Source organism: Allobosea massiliensis (assembly GCF_042655245.1).
Lineage (GTDB): Bacteria > Pseudomonadota > Alphaproteobacteria > Rhizobiales > Beijerinckiaceae > Allobosea > Allobosea massiliensis.
In genome coordinates this window covers 274,730-298,493 of the sequence record NZ_JBHSLU010000004.1, presented here as the reverse complement: position 1 = coordinate 298,493, position 23,764 = coordinate 274,730, and the positions used below count along the sequence as shown (strand labels likewise).

Genomic DNA, 23,764 nt, shown 5'->3' with positions numbered 1-23,764 from the left:
GGTTTGCGATGACGATTCTGGACCATCTCGGCAATTGGGGCGAGCGCCTGCCGCTGCCCGACGTCGTCACCCGCGCCGGCATCGCCACGCTCGTCGGTCGCACCGATCGCAAGCTGCGTCAGGGCGAGGCCGAGCCGGACTCCTCCTTTGTCGCGTCGATGGGCCAGTACCCGATCGCGCAGCATGCGGACGCCGCCAACCGCCAGCATTACGAGGTGCCGGCGGCCTTCTTCCAGGCTGCGCTGGGAGCGAGGCGGAAATACTCCTGCTGCTACTACGACACGCCGCAGACGACGCTGGACGAGGCTGAGGTTCGGGCGCTCGAACTCACCCTCGAGCATGCCGATCTCCGGGACGGGCAGCGCATCCTCGAGCTCGGTTGCGGCTGGGGCTCGCTGTCGCTGTTCATGGCGGAGCGGCTGCCGTCCGCTCAGATCACCGCTGTTTCCAACTCGGCCTCGCAGCGTGCCTTTATCGAGGGCGAGATCGCGGCGCGGGGCCTGTCGAATCTGCGGATCGTCACAGCCGACATGAACGCCTTTGCCAGCGAGGGTGGCTTCGACCGCATCGTCTCGGTCGAGATGTTCGAGCACATGGCGAACTGGACCGAGCTGCTGTCGCGGGCGCGGGGCTGGCTGAAACCCGAGGGACGGCTCTTCCTGCACGTCTTCACCCATCGCTCGGCCTGCTATCGCTTCGATGTCGAGGACAAGTCGGACTGGATCGCCCAGCACTTCTTCACCGGCGGGCTGATGCCGAGCCGGCGGCTGGTGCACTGCTTTCCGGAGCTGTTCGACGTCGAATCGGAATGGCACTGGAGCGGCGAGCATTACAAGCGCACCGCAGAAGACTGGCTCGCCAATTTCGACCGCAATCTGCCGGTGATCGACCCGATCCTGTCGCAGGTCTATGGCGCCGATGCGGGTTTGTGGCGCCGGCGCTGGCGGCTGTTCTTCCTCGCCACCAGCGGGCTCTTCGGCCATGCCGGCGGCGAGTCCTGGGGCGTCGGCCATTACCGGCTGAAGCCAGCCTAAAGCCAGCCCCAGCCGCGCATCGCGACCACGCCCGCATAGGCCGCCAGCGTCGAAACGCCGGCCACCAGGCTGCCATAGACGAGGTCGGCCAGGGTGATCGTCAGCGTCCAGCGCCGCAACGTGGCATAGTTGGTCAGGTCATAGGTGCCGTAAGCGAGCAGCCCGAGCAGCGCGCCGTTGACGAAGGCTGCCATCGGCGAGCCGCCCGCCAAGGCGGGCATCAGCGCGAAATGGATCAGCCCGGCCGGGAAGGCGAAATAGAACAGCAGCGCCGGCGCCCAGCGGATCCGCTCGAGCAGGGCATCGCCCAAGGTCGGGCGATAGAGCGCGCCCGCCATCAGCGAAAGCCAGATCACGTCGATCACGCCGAACACGACCAGGAAGATGAGGTAGCCTGCGAGGAAGGTCATTCTGTTCTCCGGGTCATCCTGTTCTCCGGGGCATGGGCCCTGTTACGTTGACCGCGGAAGCGCGGATCGCCTTTCTTGGGACGGCCGCTCGCGCTGCAAATCTGTTTGCGCGCTTGCAGCGTATGCAGTCTGACACGCTTCGACAGGACAGATGAGGCGCGGCGGCCTGCCCCAGCCTCAACGTCGAGACCGGGGCGGCGTTCCAGCGGAAACGGTCGGATACGGACGATGACAGACGAAACACGGCAGCAGGATCTGGTTCGCGTGGCACGGCTCGCCCCGGATTGGAGTCTGGGGCTGTCGCGGGCGTTCCTGGCGAAGCTGATGGCGCGGCTGGCGCGGGGACGACTGACGGTGGTGACGCCGGATGGCGCCGTGCTCGTGCAGCAGGCGCCGGAGCCCGGCCCCGACGCGATGATCGTCCTCAAGCGCTGGCGGGCCATTCGCCGGCTCGTGCTGCAGAGCGATATCGGCTTCGCCCGCGCCTATTGCGACGGCGATTTCAGCAGCCCTGACATGACGGCCGTGATCGAACTGGCGGCCGTGAACGACCACACGCTGCGCGCCATGATCTCCGGGAGCTGGCCGGCGCGCATGCTGACGCGGATGCTGCATCTCGGGCGCGCCAACACCCGCCGCGGCAGCAAGCGTAACATCACGGCCCATTACGACTTGGGCAATGCCTTCTACGCGCAGTGGCTCGACGAGAGCATGACCTATTCCTCGGCGCTCTATACGCAGCCGGGCCAAACGCTCGAGCAGGCCCAGGTCGCCAAGCTCGACCTGATCGTCGAGCGGCTGCAGCTCAAGGGCGGCGAGCGCGTGCTCGAGATCGGCTGCGGATGGGGCGCGCTGGCGGAACGGCTGGCCCGCGAAGGCTGCCATGTCACGGGCATCACGCTCTCGCCCTCGCAACTGGCCTATGCGCAGCAGCGCATTGCCGATGCCGGACTGTCCGACCGGGTCGATCTGCGGCTGCAGGACTACCGCGACGTGACCGGACAGTTCGACCGGATCGTCTCGATCGAGATGATCGAGGCCGTCGGCCGCGAGTTCTGGCCCGCCTATTTCGCGACGCTGCGCAACTGCCTCAAGCCCGATGGCCGCATCGTGCTGCAGGCGATCACGATCGAGGACAGCCGTTTCGCCTCCTATGCCAGCGGCGCTGACTTCATCCAGCACTATATCTTCCCCGGCGGGCTCCTGCCCTCGCACAGCGCTATGAACGAGCAGATCGACGCGGCGGGGCTGAAGCTCGCCGACCGGTTCAGTTTCGGCGAGAGCTATGCGCTGACTCTGCAGGAATGGCGCCGACGCTTCCTGGTGCAGTGGCAATCGATCCGCCCGCTCGGCTTCGACGAGCCCTTCCGGCGGCTCTGGGAGTTCTATCTCTGCTATTGCGAGGGCGGCTTCCGCAGCGCCGCCACCGATGTCGGTCTGTTTGCGATTACAGTGGGCGAGGGTAAGTCCAAGGCGCCCGCCTGAGCCACTCGCACGGGCCCGCGTGTCAGCGCGGGCCCAGCAGCGCTGCGATCTTCGCGACCGCGGCGGCGAGGTGGCTGGGCTGATAGGGCTTCACCACCAGCGCGGTCCGCTCGTCGATCTCGACGCCTTCGACGCGTGAATGGCCCGTGGCGAAGACGACCGGCAGATCGGGCCGCTTCTCGCGGGCCTTGGCGACGAGCGCCGTGCCCGGCATATCCGGCAGGCCCACATCGGTCAGAAGGATATCGACCTGCGCCTTGTCCAGCATGGCGAGGGCGTCGCGGGCCAGACCCGTCTCGATGACGGAATGGCCGAGATCCTCCAGCATGTCGACGGTCGCCATGGCGATCAGGGCGTCGTCCTCGCAGAGCAGGATCGAGAGCTTGCGCACAGCGGCCGGGGCCGGCTCCGCCCGCGGAGGGGGCGCTGCTGCCAGCCGCTGCTGGGCGGCGTTGGCGAACTGGTGGCGCACCTTCCGCGCGAGCTGCTCGAGCGAGTAGGGCTTGCTCAGCAGCTCGACACCCTCGTCGAGCCGCCCCTCATGGACGATCGAGTTCTCGGTGTAGCCCGAGGTGAACAGCACCGTCAGCCCCGGCAGTCTTTCGACCGCCTTGCGCGCCAGTTCGGTGCTCTTCATCGGGCCGGGCATCACGACATCGGTGAAGAGCATGTCGATATGGATGCCGCTCTCGACGATGGCGAGGGCCGATTTCGCATCGGGCGCCTGCAGCACGCGATAGCCGAGATCGGTCAGCGTCTCGATCACCGTCTCGCGGACGCCCTTGTCGTCCTCGGCCACGAGGATCGTCTCGGTGCCGCCGGCGATCGGCCCGGTATCGAACGCCACCAGCTCGTCCTCGCTCTCGACCGAGCGCGGCAGGTAGAGCCGGATCGTCGTGCCTTCGCCGGGTTCGCTGTAGATCTTCACATGGCCGCCGGACTGCTTGACGAAGCCGTAGACCATGGAAAGGCCGAGCCCCGTGCCCTTGCCTTCCGGCTTGGTGCTGAAGAAGGGGTCGAAGACCTTGTCGACGATCTCGGGCGGGATGCCGGAGCCGGTGTCGGTTACGGCGAGCATGACGTAGCGGCCCGGCGCGACGTCAGGATGGATGCGGGCATAGGTGCTGTCGAGAACCGCATTGCCGGCCTCGATCGTCAGCTTGCCGCGGCCGTCCATGGCGTCGCGGGCGTTGATGGCGAGGTTGAGCAGGGCGTTCTCGACGTTGCTGGGATCGACCAGCGTGTTCCAGAGGCCGCCAGCAACGACGCTTTCGATTTCGATCGTCTCGCCGAGCGCACGCCGCAGCATCTCGTCCATGCCACGGATCAGCTTGCCGAGATTGATGACCTTCGGGGCCAGAGGCTGGCGCCTGCCGAAGGCGAGAAGCTGCGAGGCGAGGCGGGAACCGCGGGCGACGCCCTCCATCGCGTTCTGGATGCGCCGGGCTGCCCTCTCATTGCCCGCGACATCGCGGGCGAGAAGCTGGAGATTGCCGCTGACCACCTGCAGCAAATTGTTGAAGTCATGGGCGACGCCGCCGGTGAGCTGGCCGATCGCCTCCATCTTCTGCGCCTGGCGCAGCGCCGCCTCGCTGCTCGCGAGCGCCGCGGCGGCTTCCGTCTCCGCCGTGATGTCGCGGCCGAACGCATAGATCGTGTCGCCGTCGGGCACGCTGGTCCAGGCGATCCGACGCCTTCCGCCATCCGCCGTCAGAATTGCGCTTTCGGAAGCCATGATCGGCGCACCGCTTGCCAGACGGGCGAGGCGCTCCGCTGCGGCCTCGCGATCGTCGGGATCGACGAAATCCAGGATCGTGCGGCCGACGGTCTGGGCCGATGACCAGCCGAGCACCTTTGTCCAGGTCGGATTGACCGCCGTCACCGTGCCGTCGGGCTTGGCGACGACCTTGAGAACGGGCGAGAGGTTCCAGATCCGGTCACGGTCGCGGGTAGCGCGGCGCTCCTCGGTGATGTCGCGCCCGATAGCGTGGATGCGGCCGGAATCCGGCACGGCCGTCCAGTCGAGCAGGCGGTAGCTGCCGTCGCGGCAGCGATAGCGGTTCTCGAAGGCCAGCGTCGTCGCGCCATGCGAGAGCTTGAGAACCTCGGCCGCCGTGCGGTCCAGGTCATCAGGGTGGACGAAGTCCGACAGGGGCCTCCCTGCCATTTCGCACTCCGTCCAGCCGAGAAGCCGCTCGGCCGATGGATTGACCGCCGTCACGATGCCCTCATAGTCGCAGACCAGCATCAATTCCTGCGACAGCTTCCAGAGCCGGTCGCGGTCTCGCGTGGTCTCGACCTCGGCCAGTTTCTGCTCGTGGATGTCTGTGCTGGTGCCGATCCAGCGGATGATCTCGCCCGCTTCGCTACGGATCGGCACGGCGCGGACCAGATGCCAGCGGAACTCGCCGGCCGCGCTGCGAATGCGGAACTCGGTCTCGTAGCGTTCGCCGGAGGTCAAAGCTCCCTGCCACAGCTTGACCGCCGCATCGCGGTCGTCGGGATGGACGATGGCGAGCCATCCCTCCGCCAGAAGCTCCTGGGCCTCGCGGCCGCTGTATTCCATGACGCGCTCGTTGAACCAGTCGAGCCGGCCGTCCGCCGGCGCGGTCCAGACATGGTTCGGCATCGCCTGGGCGAAGGAGCGGAACTGCGCCTCGCTGGCGCGGATCGCCTCCTGCGCAACGATGCGGTCTGTGACGTCGATGCCGTCGACGAAGATGCCTGTCACCTGGCCGGTTGCATCGGTGATGGGCTGGAAGACAAAATCGACGAAGCGCGTGTAAGACGGGCCGCCATCGGGGTTGCGCGCCTGGAAGCGCGCCCCGGAGGCGCGATAGGCCATTCCGCTCGCGAAGACGTCGTCGAGGATGCGGACATAGCCCTGCTCGGCCGCGTCTGGCAGGGCCTCGGCGACAGTCCGACCCATCACGTCGCGACGGCCGATCAACTGCTGATAGGCCTCGTTGACGAGGGAGAAGCGGTGCTCCGGCCCCTCCAGCATCGCCATGAAGGAGGGCGCCTGCTCGTACATCTGCTGCAGGCGCAGGCGCTCGTTGCGCAGCTGCCGGTCGGCCGTGACCTTCTCGGTGGTCTCGACGACGATCGCGATGACGCCGAGAGGCACCCCGTCGTCGCCGAGGATCGGCGAATAGTCCAGGTTCATCCAGACCTGGGCCGGGCCGGAGCCGCGGTTCAGGGTCAGCTCCTGATCCTTGTAGGAGAGCGTCCGGCCCTCGCGGAAAACGGTGCGGACGACGTTGTCGTTGAAATCGGCGACCTCGGGCCATCCCTTGCGAACCTCGGAGCCGAGCAGTTGCGGGTGGCGCGCTCCCGCGAAGACGGAATAGGCGTCATTGTAGATCATGATGCCCGGCTCGCCCCAGAGCGTCACGATAGGCAGCGGTGAATGCAGGATCATGCCGACGACGGAGCGGATGGTCGCCGGCCAGCTGTCGACGGGTCCGAGCGTCGTCGCGGACCAGTCGAACCGGGCGATCAGCCCGGCGAGTTCGCTGTCGCCTTTGAGGAAGTGGAAAACACGGGCAGGGTCGGCGTCGGACATGCGGATCCGCCATTCAGGGCCACCGCGCCGGGCGGAATCCGGCGCGAACCCCACCGCGGAAGCGATGTCGGGGCCTGAGACTTCTAGAGCATTGCCGGAACGGGAGGGAATTCGTTTTTTGCAAGCGACGGCAGGGGTTTCACGCCGCGACGCATGGAACCAAATTCGCCTTCAGCCGTTAGGGCGACCCCTCAGGCCCGCAGCGGCCCGGAGAGAGCGGGAGCGCCCAGCGGCAGCCACGGCAGGGCGCTGGTGCCGAAGATCGCCGTGCGCTCGTCGTCGCGGGCCCGGAAGAACGGGTAGAGCTTTTCGACGCGCGGCGCCGCCCGGGCATAGTCGAGCAGCGACAGCATGACCGGCTTCGACAGGCCGGGATAGAGCGTGGCCGGCGCAGCGACGGTGTTGCCCCAGAGGCGGCGATAGAAGGGATAATGTTCCGGCCGCACCGCAGCCAGCATGATGTCCGCGCCGAACTGCTCCATCGCCAGCCAAGGCAGCCGCAGCGTCAGATAGGCCAGTTCCGGCAGGGCCCGTGACCAGTGCGGATCGGCGACGAAACGGGTCGGATCGACCAGCACATGGCCGGCGTCGATCAGGGGCAGGACCGCCTCGGGGAAGACCTGCGCCGTCGGGATCTGCGGCAGGCCCGGCACGGTTATGCTGAGGCGGATGGCTCCCGCCAGATCGCCATCGGCATAGACGCCGAAAATCAGACAGTTCGGATGGTCGTCCACCGGGTCGGTGAAGCGCTCGTCCTCGCTCTCGGCGATCGCACCTTCGCGGAGATAGGCGCGGTAGCGCAGGTTGAAGATGCGTTCGCGGTCAGCGGTGTCGGTCGCGAGACGGTACTCGATGCGCTCCATCGCCCGCAGCACACGGTCGCTCAGGGAGGGCACCTGGAGTGCGGCGGTTTCGACCATGACGCGACCGATGATGGTTAACTGGAATTAACCATCATCGGCCCGCGACGGAGTCGTCAAGCGGCGGTCCGCCCAAGTTTGAGCCTGCCGCAACGTCGCTTGCGAGCGTTTTCCGGGCAGTGCGGCGCGAATGTTACGGTGGCAAGCGAGGGGCTCAGCGAGCCTGGCGGCGCACCGGCAACCGCTCCACGCTCGCCGTCAGCGAGCGCTGGGCGAAGGCGGCGATCAGGTCGCGCAACTGCGACGTCGGCTGCGGCCGGGCGAGGAGATAGCCCTGGACCTCGTCGATCGCTCCCATGCGGGCGAGGGTGTCGAGCTGGCCCACCGTCTCGACGCCTTCGGCCACGACGGTGAGGCCCAGTTCCTTGCAGAGCCGGGCGATGCCGACGAGCAGCGTCTGGTCCTTGCGGGTCTCGCGGCCGCCCGAGACGAAGGAGCGGTCGATCTTGATCTTGTGGAGCGGAAACGACTGGAGATAGCTCAGGCTGGAATAGCCCGTGCCGAAATCATCGAGCGCGATGCGCACGCCGAGGTCGCGCAGGCGCGTCAGCGTCGAGAGCGCCAGCGCATCATCCTGCATCAGCGCGGATTCGGTCAGTTCGACGACGAGGCGGGAGGGCGCGAGGCCCGTGCGCTCCAGCGCTGCCGCGACATCCTCCACGACCGCGTCGCCGCGGAAATGAATCGCCGAGATGTTGACGGCGACCGAGACGCTGTCCGGCCAGTGGGTCGCTTCGCGGCAGGCCTTGTCGAGGACGACGCGACCGATCTGCGCGATCAGCCCGACCTCCTCGGCGATGCCGATGAATTCGCCCGGCGAGACGATGCCACGCTCGGGGTGCCGCCAGCGCAGGAGCGCCTCGCAGCTCGTGATCCGGCCGGTCTGCATGGCCACGATCGGCTGATAGAACAGTTCGAACTGGTCGCTCGCCAAAGCCTCGCGCAGATCGATCTCGACGATCCGACGTGCGCGGGCGACCTCGATCATGCTGCTGTCGTAGAACTGGGCGCAGCCCCGCCCGCTCGACTTGGCCGCGTAGAGCGCGAGATCGGCGTTGCGGATAACGATGTCTGGATCTCGCCCGTCATCCGGGCTGATCGCGATGCCGATGCTGGCGCTGCTGACGATGGCGTTGCCCTCGATCTCATAGGGCTGCAGCAGGCTCGCGCTGACGCGGGCCGTGATCTTCTCCAGCGCCTCGCGCTCGACCATGTCGGGCATGATGGCCACGAATTCGTCGCCGCCGAGCCGCGCGATGAGCGAGGCGGCCGGCAAGGTTGCCGTGAGGCGGCGGGAGACCTCGACGAGCAGCGCGTCGCCGCAGGGGTGGCCCAGCGTGTCGTTGACCTTCTTGAAGTGGTCGAGATCGATGAACAGGATGGCGAAGCTCTTGTCGGCCTCGCCGATCAGGCTCTGGAGATGGGAACGCAGCAGGCTGCGATTGGGCAGACCAGTGAGCGGATCGTAATGGGCGAGCTGGCGGATCATGTCCTCCTGCTGCCGCTGTTCGGTGATGTCCTCGACCACCACGACGGTGCCGGTCACGTCCGATGTGCGAAAGGTGAGTTCGAGGATTCGGCCGTTGACCAGGCTGGTCGTGAGCCGTGCCTCGGCGTGGTCGCGCAACGCCAGACGGGCTGCCAGGACGAGGCTGCGCAACTGGGCGCGGCCGATCACACCGGCGCGCTGCGCGCGGATCAGAAGACGGCCGATGCCGCGGCCGGGCTCCGCCAGGCCGCCCGGCAGGCCGACGATGCCGGGCAGGCGCCGGTTGACCAGCGAGAGCATGCCGGACTGGTCGAACATGCACAGGCCATGGGCCATGTTGTCGAGCGCGGTCTCGAGCCTGGCCGCCAGCAGGCGCTCATGCTTGGCCGAGACGACGGCCGTCGTCAGCGTCGCGCGCAGCTTGTCCGCGATGGTCTTGAAGCTGACGAGGAAAGGCGCGAGCACGCAGGCGACGACCGCATAGTGGCTGTTCCCGGCCAGCGTCAGGCCGGCCAGCAGCGGCACACCGGCGCAGCTGAGCTGGGTCATCACCAGCATCCGGCTGCCGTAATTGCGGCCGGCGACGCCGATCATGTTGGCGAGCGTCATCGAGAAGGCGAGGAGCTGGACCGGCGGACTCGCCTGCAGGGCGAAGGCAAGGAAGGACCAGAGCCCGAGCACGAAAACATAAACCGAGGACAGGGCGGTGTAGCGCAGTTCCCAGCGGGCGGCCTGGCTCGGCCGCCTCAGGGTGCGCGACGCGGCCTTGAACTGCACGGCGTCCACGGCCCGGACCAGCGTCAGCACCAGCATGGCGAGGGCGCAGCCATAAAAGGCGACGTGACCCGTCATTGCCGCCGTGACGAAGGCCGCCAGCACCGAGCCGCTGGACCCGACAACCAGCGTGCGCGGGTCCGCATAGAGCGAGCGGACCAGCGAGATGTAGACCTCGTCGCGCAATCCCTGATCGATGACGCGATGGGAGGAACGAGAGGGCATCGGTAGTCCCTGGGGCCACAACCGGGGGAGCATGGCGAGCGACGGTTAAAATGCCGTTGTGCTTCCGCAGTGGCTGGCTGTCGCTCGATGGCCCCGCCATCTCGGGTCCGGGTTAACGCGTTGGAGAGATCGGCACGCCATGCTCGGCATCCGAGTGCCGCTCGAACCACCGGACCACCTGCCGATGCTGCCCTTTCCGCGTCTCCTCAGCGGTGCGCCGGTGCGCCTGTCGCAGGCGCCCTGCGCGTCATGCCTGCTCGACCTCGCCGAGAGTTCCGGCATGGCGGGGGCGGGGCCCTGTCCGCTCAAGGCCGCGTTACTGCGCCGGCTCGCCGAGGGCCCGATCACGGCGGGCGAAGCCGCGACCGCATCCTGCGGCGCCTTCCTGCCCGGCTTCGCCGATGAGGAGGTGGAGGCGCCGCCGACCGTCGTTCCGCTGGCGGGCCGTCTGCTGAGCTGAGACGTCGCCTCAGACGGGCTCGAGACACACCGCGCGAGCAACTGCATAGGCGGTCTCGAAGGCGGGCAGCGGCAGGAATTCGAAGCGCGAGTGGAAGTTGTAGGCGCCGGTGAAGAAGTTCGGCGTCGGCAGCCCGCGGGCGGAGAGCGCCGCGCCGTCGGTGCCGCCGCGCATCGGGATCAGCTTGGGCTCGACCCCCAGACCTTTCATCGCCGCCAGCAGGCGATCCACCGGGCGGCGATCGTCGCCGAGGCTGTCGGCGATGTTGCCATAGGTGTCGGAGAGGCTGCAGGAGACCCGCCCCGTCGGGTAGCGGTCGGCGATCGCCTCCGCCACCTCCGTCACGCGTCGCTTGCGCCGCGCGAAGCTCTGACGGTCGAAATCGCGGATGGCGAGTTTGAGAATGGCCTGACCGGGATTGGCGGTCATTTCCGTGAACCAGACATAGCCTTCGCGCTGCTCGGTCCGCTCCGGGGTTTCCGCGCGGTCGAAGGCGGCGATGTAGTCATGCGCCATCAGCAGCGGGTTGACCATCACGCCCTTGGCCGACATCGGGTGGGCGGGGACGCCGGTGAAGGCGAGTTCTCCCGCCGCAGCGTTGAAGTTCTCGATGACGACCTCGCCGACCTCGCAGCTGTCGATCGTATAGGCGAAGTCGCAGGGGAAGCGGGCGAGGTCGAGCGCCTTGGCGCCGCGCAGACCGATCTCCTCGTCCGGCACGAAAGCGATCGCGAGGTCGCCATGGGGATCGTCGGAGCCGAGCCGCGCCAGCAGCGTCATGATGATCGCCACCGCAGCCTTGTTGTCGGCCCCGAGCACGCTGGTGCCGTCGCTGAACAGGATGTCTTCGCCGGTCCAACGGCGGATCTCGGGGTGGTTGGCGACGCGCAGCCAGATGTCCTGATCGCGGTTCAGGCAGAGATCCTCGCCCTCGAAGCGCAGGATCTGCGGGCGGATGACGGGCGAGAGGCCAGAATCGACCGTGTCGAGATGAGCGATGAAGCCGATCCGTGGCGCGCCAGGGCGGTTGCCCCGCTTCACCGCCGTGACGGTGGCATGATCGTCGACCACGACGTCCGACAGGCCGAGAGCGCGCAGTTCCCGCGCCAGGAGATCGGCGAGGCTTTGCTGGCCCGGCGTGCTGGGCAGAGCTGTGGCGCGTGCATCGCTCTGGCTCTCGATGGCGACATAGCGCAGGAAGCGCTCGGTCAGTTCGGCGCGGATGGTCATGGCGTCTCCGGTCCCGCCGGCGCTTTGCCGGCGGCGATCACCCGCCATAGCGGATGTCGCGTCTCGCGGCGACCCGCTGGCTGGCACCTGTGGTGCGGCTGTCTGCGTCCGCGCCGGGATTTGCGGCGAATCAAGGCAGATGAGCCGGTCTCGCAGGCAGAGAACGGCTTGCCTTCGGCGCCGGCTTCGCCGAGGAGAGGCCGCGCATCGGCGCGAGGCCCGGCCTCGCGATGCAGAGGGCAGAGGACGGGACGGAAGAGACGAGCATGAGCAACCAGTATGTCGAGAAGGTCCTGTCGGTTCATCACTGGAACGACACGCTGTTCAGCTTCCGCACCACCCGCAATCCCGCCTTCCGCTTCGAGGCCGGCCAGTTCGCGATGATCGGCCTGATGGTCGAGGGGCGCCCCCTGCTGCGCGCCTACAGCATGGCCTGCGCGCCCTATGACGAGGAACTCGAATTCCTCAGCATCAAGGTGCCCGACGGCCCGCTGACCTCTCGCCTGCAGAAGATCGTGCCCGGCGACGAGATCCTGATCGGCCGCAAGGCCACCGGCACGCTGCTGCACGACAATTTGGTGCCAGGCCGCAACCTGTATTTCCTATCGACCGGCACCGGGCTCGCACCCTTCATGAGCCTGATCCGCGATCCGGCCACCTATGAGCGTTTCGAGAAGGTCGTGCTCGTCCATGGCGTGCGACTGGTGTCGGAACTGGCCTATGAGACCTTCATCCGCGAGGAGCTGCCGGCTGACGAGCTGATCGGCGAGATGGTCGCCAGCCAGCTCATCTACCATCCGACCGTGACCCGCGAGGACTACCGCAATCGCGGCCGCGTGACCGAGCTGTTCGCCTCGCCGGACTGGTTCGCCTCGCTCGGGCTGCCCTTCGCCAATGCCGAGAACGACCGGGTCATGCTCTGCGGCAGCCCGGCGATGCTGGCCGACATGAAGGTCCAGCTCGAGGGACGCGGCTTCGTCGAGGGCTCGAGCTCGACGCCGGCGACCTATGTGGTGGAGCGCGCCTTCGTCGAGAAGTGACGGGACGCAGGCCAGCTTTGCCTTTTTGAAAGGCAGCCGGCTCGTTTTCGGCCTTGTGGCCGGTCGTCCGGCGTGATGACCTGCAGCGGTTCGTCGCCGAGCCGGAGCCTACGCCCATGTCGCCACGCATCGCCTTCGGCGGGTTCCTGCACGAGACCAACACCTTCGCGCCGAGCAAGGCGGGACTCGACGCCTTCATCCAGGGTGGCGGCTGGCCGTCGCTGGCGCGGGGCGAGGCCGTGTTCGAGGCGGTGCGCAACGTCAATGTCGGCGCCTGCGGTTTCGTCGAGACGGCGCGCGGGCTGGGCTGGGAGATGGTGCCGACGCTGTGGTGCGCCGCCAGCCCCTCCGCCCATGTCACGGCCGAGGCTTTCGAGACGCTGCTGGGCGAACTGGTCGAACGCACCGCGGCGGCATTGCCGCTGGATGGCGTCTATCTCGATCTGCACGGCGCCATGGTGGCGGAAGGCTTCCCGGACGGGGAGGGCGAAACGCTGCGGCGCGTGCGCGCCGCGATCGGCCCGGACGTACCGCTGGTCGCCAGCCTCGATCTGCATGGCAATGTCACGCAGCTCATGGTCGACAGCGCCGATGCGCTGGTGGCCTATAGGACCTATCCCCATGTCGATATGGCGCTGACGGGCAGCCGCGCGACGACCTATCTCGCGCGGCTGATCGGCACGGCCAAGCGCGACGCCAAGGCCTTCCGGCAGATCCCCTATCTGATCCCGATCGCCTGGCAGGCGACGGCGATGGAGCCGTGCGCGACGATCTATGCCGAACTCGCCGCGCTGGAGGGCGACAGCGTGCCGACGCTCTCCTTCCTGCCGGGCTTCCCGGCCGCCGATTTTCCCGATTGCGGGCCGACTGTCGTCGCCTATGGCGCGACGCAAAGAGATGCCGACCGGGCGGCCGACGCCGTAACGGCGCGCGTGATGGCGAGCGAGGCTGCGTTCAACGGCAAGGTCTTCGCGCCGGACGAGGGCGTGAAGGCTGCGATGGCGCTGGCGCAAGGGGCGACCAAGCCGATCGTCATCTCCGACACGCAGGACAATCCCGGTGCAGGCGGCGATTCCGATACGATGGGTATGGCGCGCGCGCTCGTCCGCAACGGGGCGCAGCGGGCGGCGATCGGGCTGATCGTCGATCCCGAGGTGGCGCGCCAGGCGCATGAGGCGGGCGTCGGTGCGACGATCCGGGCTGCGCTCGGCGCCAAATCCGGCATCCCCGGCGATGTGCCGCTCGAAGGCGAGTTCGTCGTCGAGCAGCTCTCGGACGGGCGCTTCGTGGCGCCCGGCCCCTTCTTCGGGGGATCGCGGATGAATCTCGGTCCCTGCGCGGCGCTGCGGATCGGCGGCGTCCGCATCGTCGTCGCCTCGCGCAAGGCGCAGATGGCGGACCAGGCGATGTACCGGCAGGTCGGCATCGAGCCGACCGAGCAGGCGATCCTCGTCAACAAGAGCTCCGTGCATTTCCGCGCCGATTTCGAACCGATCGCGCATTCCATCCTGGTCTGCGCCGCGCCCGGCCCGATGCCGGTCGATCCCTCCGTGCTGCCCTGGAAGCATCTGCGGCCGGGGCTGCGCACCGCGCCGCTCGGCCCTGTCTTCGGCTGATCGCCCTCAATCCCTCCCGGAGTTTCTGCCCATGCCTGCCCTGACCGCGATCGAGGCCTTCACGGACGAGCTCGTCGCCATTCGCCGCGATCTCCACGCCCATCCCGAGATCGGCTTCGAGGAGGTCCGGACGTCGGGCATCGTCGCCGAGAAGCTGGAAGCCTGGGGCATCGAGGTTCATCGTGGCATCGGCGGCACCGGCGTGGTCGGCGTCCTGCAGGGCACGGGTGGGCCGGGCCGGCGCATTGGCCTGCGTGCCGACATGGACGCGCTGCCGATGGACGAGATCACCAACCTGCCCTGGCGCTCGACCATCCCCGGCCGGATGCATGCCTGCGGCCATGACGGCCACACCACGATGCTGCTGGGGGCGGCGCGTTATCTCGCCGAGAACCGCGGCTTCGCGGGCACGGCGATCTTCGTGTTCCAGCCGGCGGAGGAGGGGCTCGGCGGGGCGCGCGCCATGCTCGCGGACAACCTGTTCGAGCGCTTCCCCTGCGACGAGATCTACGGCATCCACAACGCGCCCAATCTCGACCCCGGCCAGATCGCCGTCTTCCCCGGTCCGGCGATGGCGGGGGCGGATTTCTTCGACATCAAGATCACCGGCAAGGGCAGCCATGGCGCCATGCCCCATGTCGGGCGCGACCCGGTCATCGTCGCGATCTCGCTCGCGGCCGCGCTGCAGACGATCGTCAGCCGCAACGCCGATCCGCGCGAGGCGGCCGTGCTCTCGATCACGCAGATCCATGCCGGCTCGGCCTATAACGTGATCCCGGAGGAGGCGGCGCTGGCCGGCACGGTGCGGACCTTCTCGCCCGAGATCGCCAAGCTGATCCGGGAACGGATGCGCGAGATTTGCGCCGGCATGGCGACGACCTTCGGCGTGCAGGTCGACATCGACATCCGCGGCATCTTCGACGTGCTGGTGAACCATCCCGAGCAGGCGGTCGCCACGGCCGCCGTCGCCGCCGAGATCGTCGGGGCGGGCAATGTCCTGACCGAGACGAAGCCGGTGATGGGCAGCGAGGATTTCGCCGACATGCTGCGCGTAGTGCCCGGTGCCTATGCCTGGGTCGGCCACGCCGGCAGCGTGCCGGTCCACAACCCGGCCTTCGTGCTCGATGACGGCATCCTGCCGATCGGGGCGAGCCTGCTGGCGCGGCTCGTCGAAACGCGCAGCAAAGCCTGAAGGCGTCCCGCATGAACCCCGCCGATCTGCCCCTCGATCTCGATGCCCTGCTCGCGGGCCTTCGGCCCTGGATCGAATGCGAGAGCCCGACCTTCGACGTCGCGGCCGTGAACCGGATGATGGATTTCGCGGCGAGCGAGCTTGTCGCGGCCGGCGCCATCGTCACTCGCTTTCCTGGCCCGCCCGGCCTCGGCGACTGCCTGCGCGGCGACTTTCCGCATCCGCGAAGGGCTGAGCCCGGCATCCTGATGATGTCGCATCTCGACACGGTGCATCCTGTCGGCACGCTGAAGACGCTGCCCTTCCGGCGCGACGGCTGGCGCTGCTACGGGCCGGGAATCCTCGACATGAAGGGCGGCGCCTATGCCGGGCTGCAGGCGATCATCGCGCTGGCCAAGGCGGGGATCGAGACGCCGCTGCCGGTCAGCGTGCTGTTCACCAGCGACGAGGAGATCGGCAGTCCCGGCACACGCGACCTGATCATGGAGCAGGCGCGTCGGCATCGCTTCATCCTCGTTCCCGAGCCGGGGCGGCCGGGCAACGGCGTCGTCACCGGGCGCTATGCGATCGCCCGCTTCAACCTCCTCGCCGAAGGGCGGCCGAGCCATGCCGGCTCCCAGCTCAAGAACGGCCGCTCCGCGATCAGCATGATGGCGCAGCAGCTGCTCGCGATCGAGGCGATGACCGATGACGACTGCACCTTCAGCGTCGGCGTGATCCAGGGCGGGCAATGGGTCAATTGCGTGCCGACGACCTGTCGAGCCGAGGCGCTCAGCATGGCGAAGCGGCAGGCGGATCTCGACCGCGGGGTCGAGCGTATGCTGGCGCTGGGCGTGCAGAATACCGACGGCACGCGCTTCAGCGTGACACGCGGCGTGACCCGGCCCGTCTGGGAACCGGACGCGGCCACGCTCGAACTTTTCGGTCTCGCGCGCGAGGTCGCCGCCGATCTAGGCTGGAGCCTCGAACACGGCTCGGCGGGCGGAGGTTCGGATGCCAATTTTACCGGAGCCGCAGGGCTTCCCTCGCTGGATGGGCTCGGTCTGCTGGGCGCCGGCTACCATACGTTGGAGGAGCATATCGAGGTGGGAAGCCTGCTGCAGCGCACCCGGCTGATGGCCGGGCTGCTGGCGCGGTTGACCGCATGAGGATGCCGGGCGAGCATGCGCCGCCCGGTGGCACAGGGCCTGCATAGATCGCGATGCGCCGAACGCGCACGACAGACCGAGGGAGAGCACCATGGCATGGCGTTTGAAGACTTTGGTGGCCGCCTGCGCGATCATTGCCGGCACCTCGATGGCGCCGGCACAGACCCTCAAGGTCGTGATGCATTCCGACGTGAAGATCGTCGATCCGATCTGGACCACGGCCTATATCGTCCGCAATCACGGCTACATGATCTACGACACGCTGTTCTCGATGGACGAGGCCGGCGCGATCAAGCCGCAGATGGTCGAGACCTTCACCGAATCGCCCGACAAGCTGACCTACAAGTTCACCCTCCGCGACGGTCTGCTCTGGCATGACGGCAAGCCCGTCACCTCGGAGGATTGCATCGCCTCGATCAAGCGCTGGTCGGCCAAGGACCCGGTCGGTCAGAAGCTGATGACCTTCGTCGACACGATCACCGCCGACGATGCCAAGAGCTTCACGGTGAAGCTGAAATCGCCGACCGGCCTGCTGATCTTCGGTCTCGGCAAACCGTCGTCGAACGTGCCGTTCATGATGCCCAAGCGCGTGGCGGACACCGATCCGAACACGCAGATCTCGGAGTTCATCGGCTCCGGCCCCTTCGTGCTGAAGACCGACGAATGGAAGCCGGGTGACAAGATCGTCTATACGAAATTCAAGGACTACAAGCCGCGCGCCGAGCCGGCCTCGGGCCTTGCCGGCGGCAAGGTCGCGAAGCTCGACCGCATCGAGTGGCTGGCGGTGACCGACCAACAGCAGGCGGTGAACGCGCTGCTCGCCGGCGAGATCGACATGATCGAGCAGCCGGCCTTCGACCTGATCCCGCTGCTCGCCGGCGACAAGAACATCAAGCTGTGGAACTACAACCCGCTCGGCCTGCAATACACGATGCGCTTCAACCACACCCAGCCGCCCTTCGACAACCCGAAGGTGCGCCAGGCCGTGACCTATGCGCTGAACCAGAAGGATTTCCTCGAGGCGACGGTCGGCAATCCTGATTACTACCAGCCCTGCAAGGCGATGTTCGTCTGCGGCACGCCGCTCGCCTCCGAGAAGGGGATGGAGGGGCTGCTGGAATCGAACTTCCGGAAGTCTCAGGAGCTGCTCAAGGAAGCCGGCTATGACGGCAAGCCGATCGTGCTGCTGCACTCCACCGACCTGCAGTCGCTGACCAATCTCGGCCCCGTCGCCAAGCAGCTGCTGGAGCGCGGCGGCTTCAAGGTCGACATGCAATCCTCCGACTGGCAGACCGTGGTCTCCCGCCGCGTCCGCAAGGATCCGATCGACAAGGGCGGCTGGAACGTGATGCAGACCTCCTGGGTTTCGGCCGACATCCTCAACCCGGTGATGGCGGGCTTCTTCAATGCCAGCTGCGACAAGGCGGCGTTCGGTTGGCCCTGCGACGAGCAGATGGAGAAGCTGCGCGACGATTTCGCCCGCGAACCCGATCCGGCGAAGCAGAAGGCGATCGCGGAAGCCGTGCAGATGCGCTGGCGCGAAGTCGTCACCCATGTCCATCTCGGCCAGTACAATGTGCCGATCGCGGCCCGTAAGAGCGTCAGCGGCATCCTGACGGCGCCGGCCCCGGTGTTCTGGAACGTCGAGAAGAAGTGAGGTGGCGACGCTGACCCTGCGGATCCGGCGCTGATGCTCGGCTACATCCTGCGGCGCCTGCTCGCGACGGTCCCCGTGCTGGTGATCGTCGCGGTCCTGGTCTTCCTGATGCTGCGGCTGACGCCCGGCGACCCCGCTGCGGTGATCGCGGGCGACAATGCGACGACCGAGCAGATCGCACTGATCCGCAACCGGCTCGGGCTCGACAAGCCGATCCCGACGCAGTTCGCGATCTGGGCCGGCAATCTGCTGCGCGGCGACCTCGGCGAGAGCTTCTTCTTCAAGAAGCCGATCGGCGAACTCATCGCCGGGCGGATCGAGCCGACCCTGTCGCTCGCCTTCGCGACGATGCTGATCGCGATCTGCGTGGCGATCCCGCTCGGCGTGCTCGCCGCTTACAAGCACGGCTCCTGGATCGACCGGATCGTGATGGGCTTCTCGGTGCTGGGCTTCTCGGTGCCGGTCTTCGTGATCGGCTATGCGCTGATCTATGTCTTCGCGATCACGCTGGGCTGGTTCCCGGTCCAAGGCTACCAGCCGCTCTCGGGCGGGTTCGGGGGCTTCCTGCAGCGGCTGGTGCTGCCGGCGGTGACGCTGTCGGTGATCTATATCGCGCTGATCGCGCGGATGACGCGGGCCAGCGTGCTCGAGGTGCTGAACGAGGACTATATCCGCACCGCCCGCGCCAAGGGGCAGGTCGAGCGCAAGATCCTGTTCCGCCATGCGCTCAAGAACGCGGCGGTGCCGATCGTCACCGTCGTCGGGATCGGCATTGCGCTGCTCATCGGCGGCGTCGTGGTCACCGAAAGTGTCTATGCGATCCCCGGGCTCGGCCGACTGACCGTCGATGCGGTGCTGGCGCGCGACTACCCGACCATTCAGGCGGTGATCCTGCTGTTCTCGGGGGTCTATGTCGGCATCAACCTGCTGATCGACCTCGCCTACAGCCTGTTCGACCCGAGGATCCGCTATTGAGCGCCGAGCCGACCCTCCTGGCGCCGGCTCCGGCCGAACCGGCCGCACCGGCCCGCACCATCCTGAGGCGGCTGCTGCGCAATCCCGTGGTGCTGATCGGCGGAACGGTGCTGCTGCTGATGGCGCTGATCGGGCTGTTGGCGCCCTATCTCGGCACGATCGATCCGACCGCGATCAACCCGAGCACGCGCAACCGTGTGCCGGGTTTTGAGCGGACGATCCGCGCCGATGACGGCACGACGACCGTGTTCAAGCATCGGATGGGGACGGATTCGCTCGGCCGCGACGTCTATAGCCGCGTCGTCTACGGAGCCCGCGTCTCGCTGCTGATCGCGGTCTCCGTCGCCTCGATCGCCATCGCCATCGGGCTCGTGATCGGGCTGATCGCCGGCTATGTCCGCGCGCTCGACGGGGTGATCATGCGCTTCATGGACGGGCTGATGGCGATACCCGGCATCCTGCTCGCCATCGCGGTCGTCTCGCTGTTCCGCAGCGGTCTCGTTTCGGTGATCATCGCGATCATCGTGCCGGAGATCCCGCGCGTCGTACGGGTCGTGCGGTCGATCGTGCTGTCGGTGCGCGAGGAGCCCTATGTCGAGGCGGCGATCATGGCCGGCACGCGACTGCCGAAGCTGATGGTCCGCCACATCCTGCCCAATACCATCGCGCCCCTGATCGTGCAGGGCACCTTCATCGCGGCCTCTGCGATCCTGGTCGAGGCGATCCTGTCCTTCCTCGGCATCGGCATCCCTCCGGAGATCCCGACCTGGGGCAACATCATGGCAGAGGGGCGCAATCTCTTCCGCGTCTTCCCGCACAACATCCTCTATCCCGGCATCTTCCTCGGCCTCACGGTGTTGGCGGTGAACATGCTCGGCGACGGGCTGCGCGACACCCTCGATCCCAAGATGGCCGGCCGATGAGCGAGGGACAGACACCCGTCCTGGAGATCGCGGGGCTGAGCATCGCTTTGCCCGGCGGCGGCGACCGCGCCTTCGCTGTCGATGACGTCTCGCTCAGCGTCGGCGCGGGCGAAATCGTCTGCGTCGTCGGGGAATCGGGCTCGGGCAAATCCGTCACCGCCTTCTCGGTCCTGGGCCTGCTCGCCAGGGCGCTGAAGCCCGTCGCGGGCGCGATCCGCCTGGAGGGCGAGGATGTTCTGGTGGCGACGCCGCAGCGGCTGCGGGCGCTGCGCGGCGACCGGATGGCGATGATCTTCCAGGAGCCGATGACGGCGCTGAACCCGGTGCTGACGATCGGCGACCAGATCGAGGAGGTTCTGCGCATCCACACCGATCTCGGCCCCGCCGAGCGGCGCAGCCGCGTGCTGGCGATGCTGGAGGCGATGCGCCTGCCCGATCCGGAGCGGATGCACGCCTCCTATCCGCATCAGATCTCCGGCGGGCAGCGCCAGCGCGTGATGATCGCGGCCGCGCTGATCCTCGATCCGGCGCTCCTGATCGCCGACGAGCCGACGACCGCGCTCGATGTCACGACGCAGGCGCAGATCCTGAAGCTGATCAAGGACATGCAGAGCCGCCGTGGCACCGGCGTGCTGTTCATCACGCATGATTTCGGCGTCGTCGCCGAGATCGCCGACCGGGTCGTGGTGATGGAGAAGGGGCGCGTGGTCGAGCAGGGCGCCGCCGCGGACATCCTGACGCGGCCACAACACCCCTACACGCAGATGCTGATCGCCGCCGTGCCGAGTCTGAAGCCGGCGCAGCGGAAGCCGGTTCTCGGTCCGCTCGCGCTGGAAGCGGCCGGGCTCGGCAAGACCTACAGCTCGAAAGCGCTGTTCCGGAAGGAGCGGGTCGTGCATGCGGCGAAGGATGTCGCGATCCGCGTGCGGCGCGGTGAGACCGTCGGCATTGTCGGCGAATCCGGCTCCGGCAAGACCACGGTGGCGCGCTGCATCGCGCGGCTGATGCCGCCCAGCGTCGGCTCCATTCTCGTGCCCGACATCGACATCGCCCAACTGCCCGAGCGGCGCCTGCGGCCCTATCGCCGCAAGATCCAGGTGGTCTTCCAGGACCCATTCCGCTCGCTCAACCCCCGCCGCACCGTTGGGGCCTCGATCATCGAGGGGCCGATGAATTTCGGACTAAGCGAGGAGGAGGCGCTGCAGCGGGCGCGCGACCTGATGGCGCTGGTCGGGCTGCAGCCGACCGCGCTCGAACGCTATCCGCACCAGTTCTCGGGAGGGCAGCGCCAGCGCATCGCGATCGCCCGCGCGCTGGCGATGGAGCCGGAGATTCTGATCGCGGACGAGGCCGTTTCGGCGCTGGACGTGTCGGTCCAGAAACAGGTGCTGGCCCTGCTCGCCGATGTGCAGGCGCGTTTCAACCTGGCGATCCTGTTCATCACCCATGACCTGCGGGTGGCCGCGCAAATCTGCGACCGCATCGTGGTGATGGAAAAAGGCCTGGTCGTCGAGCAGGGCGCGACCTCGCAGGTCTTCGCCGCCCCCGCGCATCCCTACACCCGCGCCCTGATCGAGGCGGCGCCGGGGCGGGATTTCGCGACCGGGACGCCCGCCGTTGACGCGGTAGAGGCCTGACCGGATAGTCCGCCTCCTCGGCAACCGACGGAAGCGGGCGCATGGACGACGAGATTCTCTACACGGTCGAAGCCGGGATCGGCACGATCACGCTGAACCGCCCCCAGGCCCGCAATGCGCTGACCTTTGCGATGTATGAGCGGCTGGCGGCGATCTGCAGCGACCCGGCCGCCCATGGCGCGCCCAAGGTGCTGATCGTCACCGGTGCGGGCGACAAGGCGTTCGCGGCCGGAACGGACATCGCGCAGTTCCGCAGCTTCGCCTCGCCTCAGGATGCGCTGGACTATGAGGAAAAGATCGACCGCGTCATCACCGCGATCGAGCGTTGTCCGGTCCCGATGATCGCGGCGATCTCGGGGGCGGTGACCGGCGGAGGGGCCAGCATCGCCTGCGCCTGCGACATCCGCATCGCCACGCCGACGGCGCGCTTCGGCTTTCCGATCGCGCGCACGCTGGGCAATTGCCTGTCGATGGCGAACCATGCCCGGCTCGCGGCGCTGCTCGGGCCGGCGCGGGTCAAGGACATCGTCTTCACGGCCCGGCTGATGGAGGCGGAGGAGGGGCATCGCGTCGGCCTCTACAGCGAGATCGTCGCCGATCACGCGGCGCTGATGAGCCGGGCCCGCGAACTGGCAACGACCATCGCCGGGCATGCGCCGCTGACGATGCGGGCGACGAAAGAAGCGCTTCGCCGGCTGACCGCCGCCACGATGCCGGCCGATGGCGGCGATGATCTGGTGGTGATGTGCTATGACAGCGCCGATTTCCGCGAAGGCATGGAGGCCTTTCTCGGCAAGCGCACGCCGAACTGGCAGGGCCGTTGAGACAAGCGGCGGGTTTACGCGGGACGTGTCCATCGCCTAGATGCGCCCGTAGCGGGAGCGGGGGCGGTTTTGACGGCGGGTCTGAGGTATCTCGTGACGGGCGGAGCGGGCTTCATCGGCTCGGCCGTGGTGCGCCGGCTGATCGCGCAGACGGAGGCCGCGGTCTGCGTCGTCGACAAGCTGACCTATGCCGGCAATCTGGCCTCGCTGGCGCCGGTTTCCGCCGATCCGCGCTATCGCTTCGAGAAGGCGGACATCGCCGATGGCGAGCGGATGCGGGCGATCTTCGCCGATTTCGACCCCGACATCGTGCTGCATCTCGCCGCCGAGAGCCATGTCGACCGCTCCATCGACGGGCCCGGAGCCTTCATCGAGACCAATATCGTCGGCTCCTATGTGCTGCTGCAGGAGGCGCTGCGGCACTGGCGCGGGCTCGAGGGGGGGCGTCGCGAGCGCTTTCGCTTCCACCACATCTCGACCGACGAGGTCTTCGGCTCGCTGGGGCCGGACGGCCTGTTCGACGAGGCGACAGCCTATGCGCCGAACTCGCCCTATTCGGCCTCGAAGGCGGCTTCCGATCATCTCGTGCGGGCCTGGCACCACACCTACGGCCTGCCGACGCTCGTCACCAACTGCTCGAACAATTACGGGCCCTATCATTTCCCGGAGAAGCTGATCCCGCTGATGATCATCAACGGGATCGAGGGCAAGCCGCTGCCGATCTATGGCAACGGTCTGAACGTGCGCGACTGGCTCTATGTCGAGGACCATGCCGAGGCGCTGCTGCTGGTGGCGCAGAATGGGCGGTCCGGCGAGACCTATGCGATCGGGGGCTCGGCCGAGATGTCGAACCGCCAAGTGGTCGAGGCGATCTGCGCGCTGCTCGACGAACTGCGGCCCGATCCGGCCGGGCCGCATGCCCGGTTGATCACCTATGTCGCCGACCGGCCGGGGCATGATGCGCGCTATGCGATCGACGCCGGCAAGATCCGTCGCGAACTCGGCTGGGCCCCGCGGCAGAGCTTCGAAAGCGGCCTTCGCCGCACGGTCGAGTGGTATCTCGCGCATCAGGATTGGTGGAACGACATCCGCTCCGGGGTCTATCGCGGCGAGCGGCTGGGCACCGGTGCGGCCCCGGCCGCCGAGGGAGGGCGCTGACC

18 protein-coding genes are annotated in these 23,764 nt (G+C 67.6%); 13 read left to right on the top strand and 5 right to left on the bottom strand.

Annotation, left to right across the window (positions count from 1 at the left end; all coding sequences use genetic code 11):
- Nucleotides 1-8 precede the first annotated feature (8 nt).
- Nucleotides 9-1,034, top strand: a complete 1,026-nt coding sequence (locus ACFPN9_RS02415; protein WP_066725490.1) for an SAM-dependent methyltransferase — start codon at nt 9-11, stop codon at nt 1,032-1,034.
- Here the strand turns inward: ACFPN9_RS02415 and ACFPN9_RS02410 are convergent.
- Nucleotides 1,031-1,444, bottom strand: a complete 414-nt coding sequence (locus ACFPN9_RS02410) for a DUF2177 family protein (RefSeq protein WP_066725492.1) — start codon at nt 1,442-1,444, stop codon at nt 1,031-1,033. The genes ACFPN9_RS02415 and ACFPN9_RS02410 overlap by 4 nt on opposite strands.
- Before the next feature lie 228 nt (nt 1,445-1,672).
- Between ACFPN9_RS02410 and ACFPN9_RS02405 the strand changes: the two genes are divergently transcribed.
- The gene (locus ACFPN9_RS02405; protein ID WP_066725494.1) at nt 1,673-2,929 is read left to right on the top strand and encodes an SAM-dependent methyltransferase; all 1,257 of its coding nucleotides are present in this window, start codon (nt 1,673-1,675) and stop codon (nt 2,927-2,929) included.
- Between the two features lie 22 nt (nt 2,930-2,951).
- Here the strand turns inward: ACFPN9_RS02405 and ACFPN9_RS02400 are convergent, their stop codons facing one another.
- The 3 genes from ACFPN9_RS02400 to ACFPN9_RS02390 form a co-directional block, all read right to left on the bottom strand.
- Nucleotides 2,952-6,494, bottom strand: coding sequence for a PAS domain S-box protein (locus tag ACFPN9_RS02400; RefSeq protein WP_082735486.1), 3,543 nt, complete (start codon nt 6,492-6,494; stop codon nt 2,952-2,954).
- Nucleotides 6,495-6,685: 191 nt separating this feature from the next.
- On the bottom strand, nt 6,686-7,414 hold the full coding sequence (locus ACFPN9_RS02395) for an N-acyl amino acid synthase FeeM domain-containing protein (RefSeq protein ID WP_066725496.1): 729 nt from the start codon (nt 7,412-7,414) through the stop codon (nt 6,686-6,688).
- Between the two features lie 154 nt (nt 7,415-7,568).
- Nucleotides 7,569-9,902 carry a putative bifunctional diguanylate cyclase/phosphodiesterase gene (locus tag ACFPN9_RS02390; protein WP_197426714.1) on the bottom strand — a complete coding sequence of 778 codons (2,334 nt, stop codon included), beginning with the start codon at nt 9,900-9,902 and terminating at the stop codon, nt 7,569-7,571.
- Nucleotides 9,903-10,041: 139 nt separating this feature from the next.
- Here ACFPN9_RS02390 and ACFPN9_RS02385 point away from each other — a divergent pair, with 139 nt between their 5' ends.
- Nucleotides 10,042-10,362, top strand: coding sequence for a hypothetical protein (locus ACFPN9_RS02385; protein ID WP_066725500.1), 321 nt, complete (start codon nt 10,042-10,044; stop codon nt 10,360-10,362).
- 9 nt (nt 10,363-10,371) lie between these two features.
- Here the strand turns inward: ACFPN9_RS02385 and pepT are convergent, their stop codons facing one another.
- Nucleotides 10,372-11,592 (bottom strand): peptidase T, encoded by a 1,221-nt coding sequence (gene pepT / locus ACFPN9_RS02380; RefSeq protein WP_066725502.1) that lies wholly within the window; start codon nt 11,590-11,592, stop codon nt 10,372-10,374.
- A gap of 266 nt (nt 11,593-11,858) precedes the next feature.
- Between pepT and ACFPN9_RS02375 the strand changes: the two genes are divergently transcribed.
- From ACFPN9_RS02375 to rfbB, 10 genes are all read left to right on the top strand, one after another.
- Nucleotides 11,859-12,632, top strand: coding sequence for a ferredoxin--NADP reductase (locus ACFPN9_RS02375; protein WP_066725504.1), 774 nt, complete (start codon nt 11,859-11,861; stop codon nt 12,630-12,632).
- Between the two features lie 116 nt (nt 12,633-12,748).
- Nucleotides 12,749-14,248, top strand: a complete 1,500-nt coding sequence (locus ACFPN9_RS02370; protein ID WP_066725678.1) for a M81 family metallopeptidase — start codon at nt 12,749-12,751, stop codon at nt 14,246-14,248.
- Between the two features lie 31 nt (nt 14,249-14,279).
- On the top strand, nt 14,280-15,440 hold the full coding sequence (locus ACFPN9_RS02365; protein WP_066725506.1) for a M20 aminoacylase family protein: 1,161 nt from the start codon (nt 14,280-14,282) through the stop codon (nt 15,438-15,440).
- 11 nt (nt 15,441-15,451) lie between these two features.
- Complete coding sequence (locus tag ACFPN9_RS02360; RefSeq protein WP_066725508.1) at nt 15,452-16,588, top strand: M20/M25/M40 family metallo-hydrolase; 1,137 nt, start codon at nt 15,452-15,454, stop codon at nt 16,586-16,588.
- Nucleotides 16,589-16,679: 91 nt separating this feature from the next.
- Nucleotides 16,680-18,245, top strand: coding sequence for an ABC transporter substrate-binding protein (locus ACFPN9_RS02355; protein WP_066725511.1), 1,566 nt, complete (start codon nt 16,680-16,682; stop codon nt 18,243-18,245).
- Nucleotides 18,246-18,278: 33 nt separating this feature from the next.
- Nucleotides 18,279-19,220, top strand: coding sequence for an ABC transporter permease (locus tag ACFPN9_RS02350; RefSeq protein ID WP_066725514.1), 942 nt, complete (start codon nt 18,279-18,281; stop codon nt 19,218-19,220).
- Complete coding sequence (locus ACFPN9_RS02345; RefSeq protein WP_082735488.1) at nt 19,217-20,143, top strand: ABC transporter permease; 927 nt, start codon at nt 19,217-19,219, stop codon at nt 20,141-20,143. The genes ACFPN9_RS02350 and ACFPN9_RS02345 overlap by 4 nt, the downstream gene beginning before the upstream one ends.
- Nucleotides 20,140-21,780, top strand: a complete 1,641-nt coding sequence (locus tag ACFPN9_RS02340; RefSeq protein ID WP_066725517.1) for an ABC transporter ATP-binding protein — start codon at nt 20,140-20,142, stop codon at nt 21,778-21,780. Before ACFPN9_RS02345 ends, ACFPN9_RS02340 begins: the two co-directional genes overlap by 4 nt.
- Nucleotides 21,781-21,821: 41 nt before the next feature.
- A complete protein-coding gene (locus ACFPN9_RS02335) occupies nt 21,822-22,604 on the top strand; it encodes an enoyl-CoA hydratase/isomerase family protein (protein ID WP_066725520.1) in 783 nt (260 codons plus the stop codon).
- Between the two features lie 93 nt (nt 22,605-22,697).
- Entirely contained in the window at nt 22,698-23,762 is a 1,065-nt protein-coding gene (gene rfbB / locus ACFPN9_RS02330; RefSeq protein WP_245282428.1) for a dTDP-glucose 4,6-dehydratase, read from the top strand.
- The last annotated feature ends 2 nt before the right edge of the window (nt 23,763-23,764 follow it).

Coding starts and splice junctions, on each gene's coding strand:
- ACFPN9_RS02390 (WP_197426714.1), bottom strand. CDS start 9,902: ATGCCCTCTCGTTCCTCCCATCGCGTCATCGATCAGGGATTGCGCGAC.
- ACFPN9_RS02385 (WP_066725500.1), top strand. CDS start 10,042: ATGCTCGGCATCCGAGTGCCGCTCGAACCACCGGACCACCTGCCGATG.
- ACFPN9_RS02410 (WP_066725492.1), bottom strand. CDS start 1,444: ATGACCTTCCTCGCAGGCTACCTCATCTTCCTGGTCGTGTTCGGCGTG.
- ACFPN9_RS02340 (WP_066725517.1), top strand. CDS start 20,140: ATGAGCGAGGGACAGACACCCGTCCTGGAGATCGCGGGGCTGAGCATC.
- ACFPN9_RS02365 (WP_066725506.1), top strand. CDS start 14,280: ATGCCTGCCCTGACCGCGATCGAGGCCTTCACGGACGAGCTCGTCGCC.
- ACFPN9_RS02375 (WP_066725504.1), top strand. CDS start 11,859: ATGAGCAACCAGTATGTCGAGAAGGTCCTGTCGGTTCATCACTGGAAC.
- ACFPN9_RS02400 (WP_082735486.1), bottom strand. CDS start 6,494: ATGTCCGACGCCGACCCTGCCCGTGTTTTCCACTTCCTCAAAGGCGAC.
- ACFPN9_RS02335 (WP_066725520.1), top strand. CDS start 21,822: ATGGACGACGAGATTCTCTACACGGTCGAAGCCGGGATCGGCACGATC.
- ACFPN9_RS02355 (WP_066725511.1), top strand. CDS start 16,680: ATGGCATGGCGTTTGAAGACTTTGGTGGCCGCCTGCGCGATCATTGCC.
- ACFPN9_RS02370 (WP_066725678.1), top strand. CDS start 12,749: ATGTCGCCACGCATCGCCTTCGGCGGGTTCCTGCACGAGACCAACACC.
- ACFPN9_RS02405 (WP_066725494.1), top strand. CDS start 1,673: ATGACAGACGAAACACGGCAGCAGGATCTGGTTCGCGTGGCACGGCTC.
- pepT (WP_066725502.1), bottom strand. CDS start 11,592: ATGACCATCCGCGCCGAACTGACCGAGCGCTTCCTGCGCTATGTCGCC.
- ACFPN9_RS02415 (WP_066725490.1), top strand. CDS start 9: ATGACGATTCTGGACCATCTCGGCAATTGGGGCGAGCGCCTGCCGCTG.
- ACFPN9_RS02350 (WP_066725514.1), top strand. CDS start 18,279: ATGCTCGGCTACATCCTGCGGCGCCTGCTCGCGACGGTCCCCGTGCTG.
- ACFPN9_RS02395 (WP_066725496.1), bottom strand. CDS start 7,414: ATGGTCGAAACCGCCGCACTCCAGGTGCCCTCCCTGAGCGACCGTGTG.
- ACFPN9_RS02360 (WP_066725508.1), top strand. CDS start 15,452: ATGAACCCCGCCGATCTGCCCCTCGATCTCGATGCCCTGCTCGCGGGC.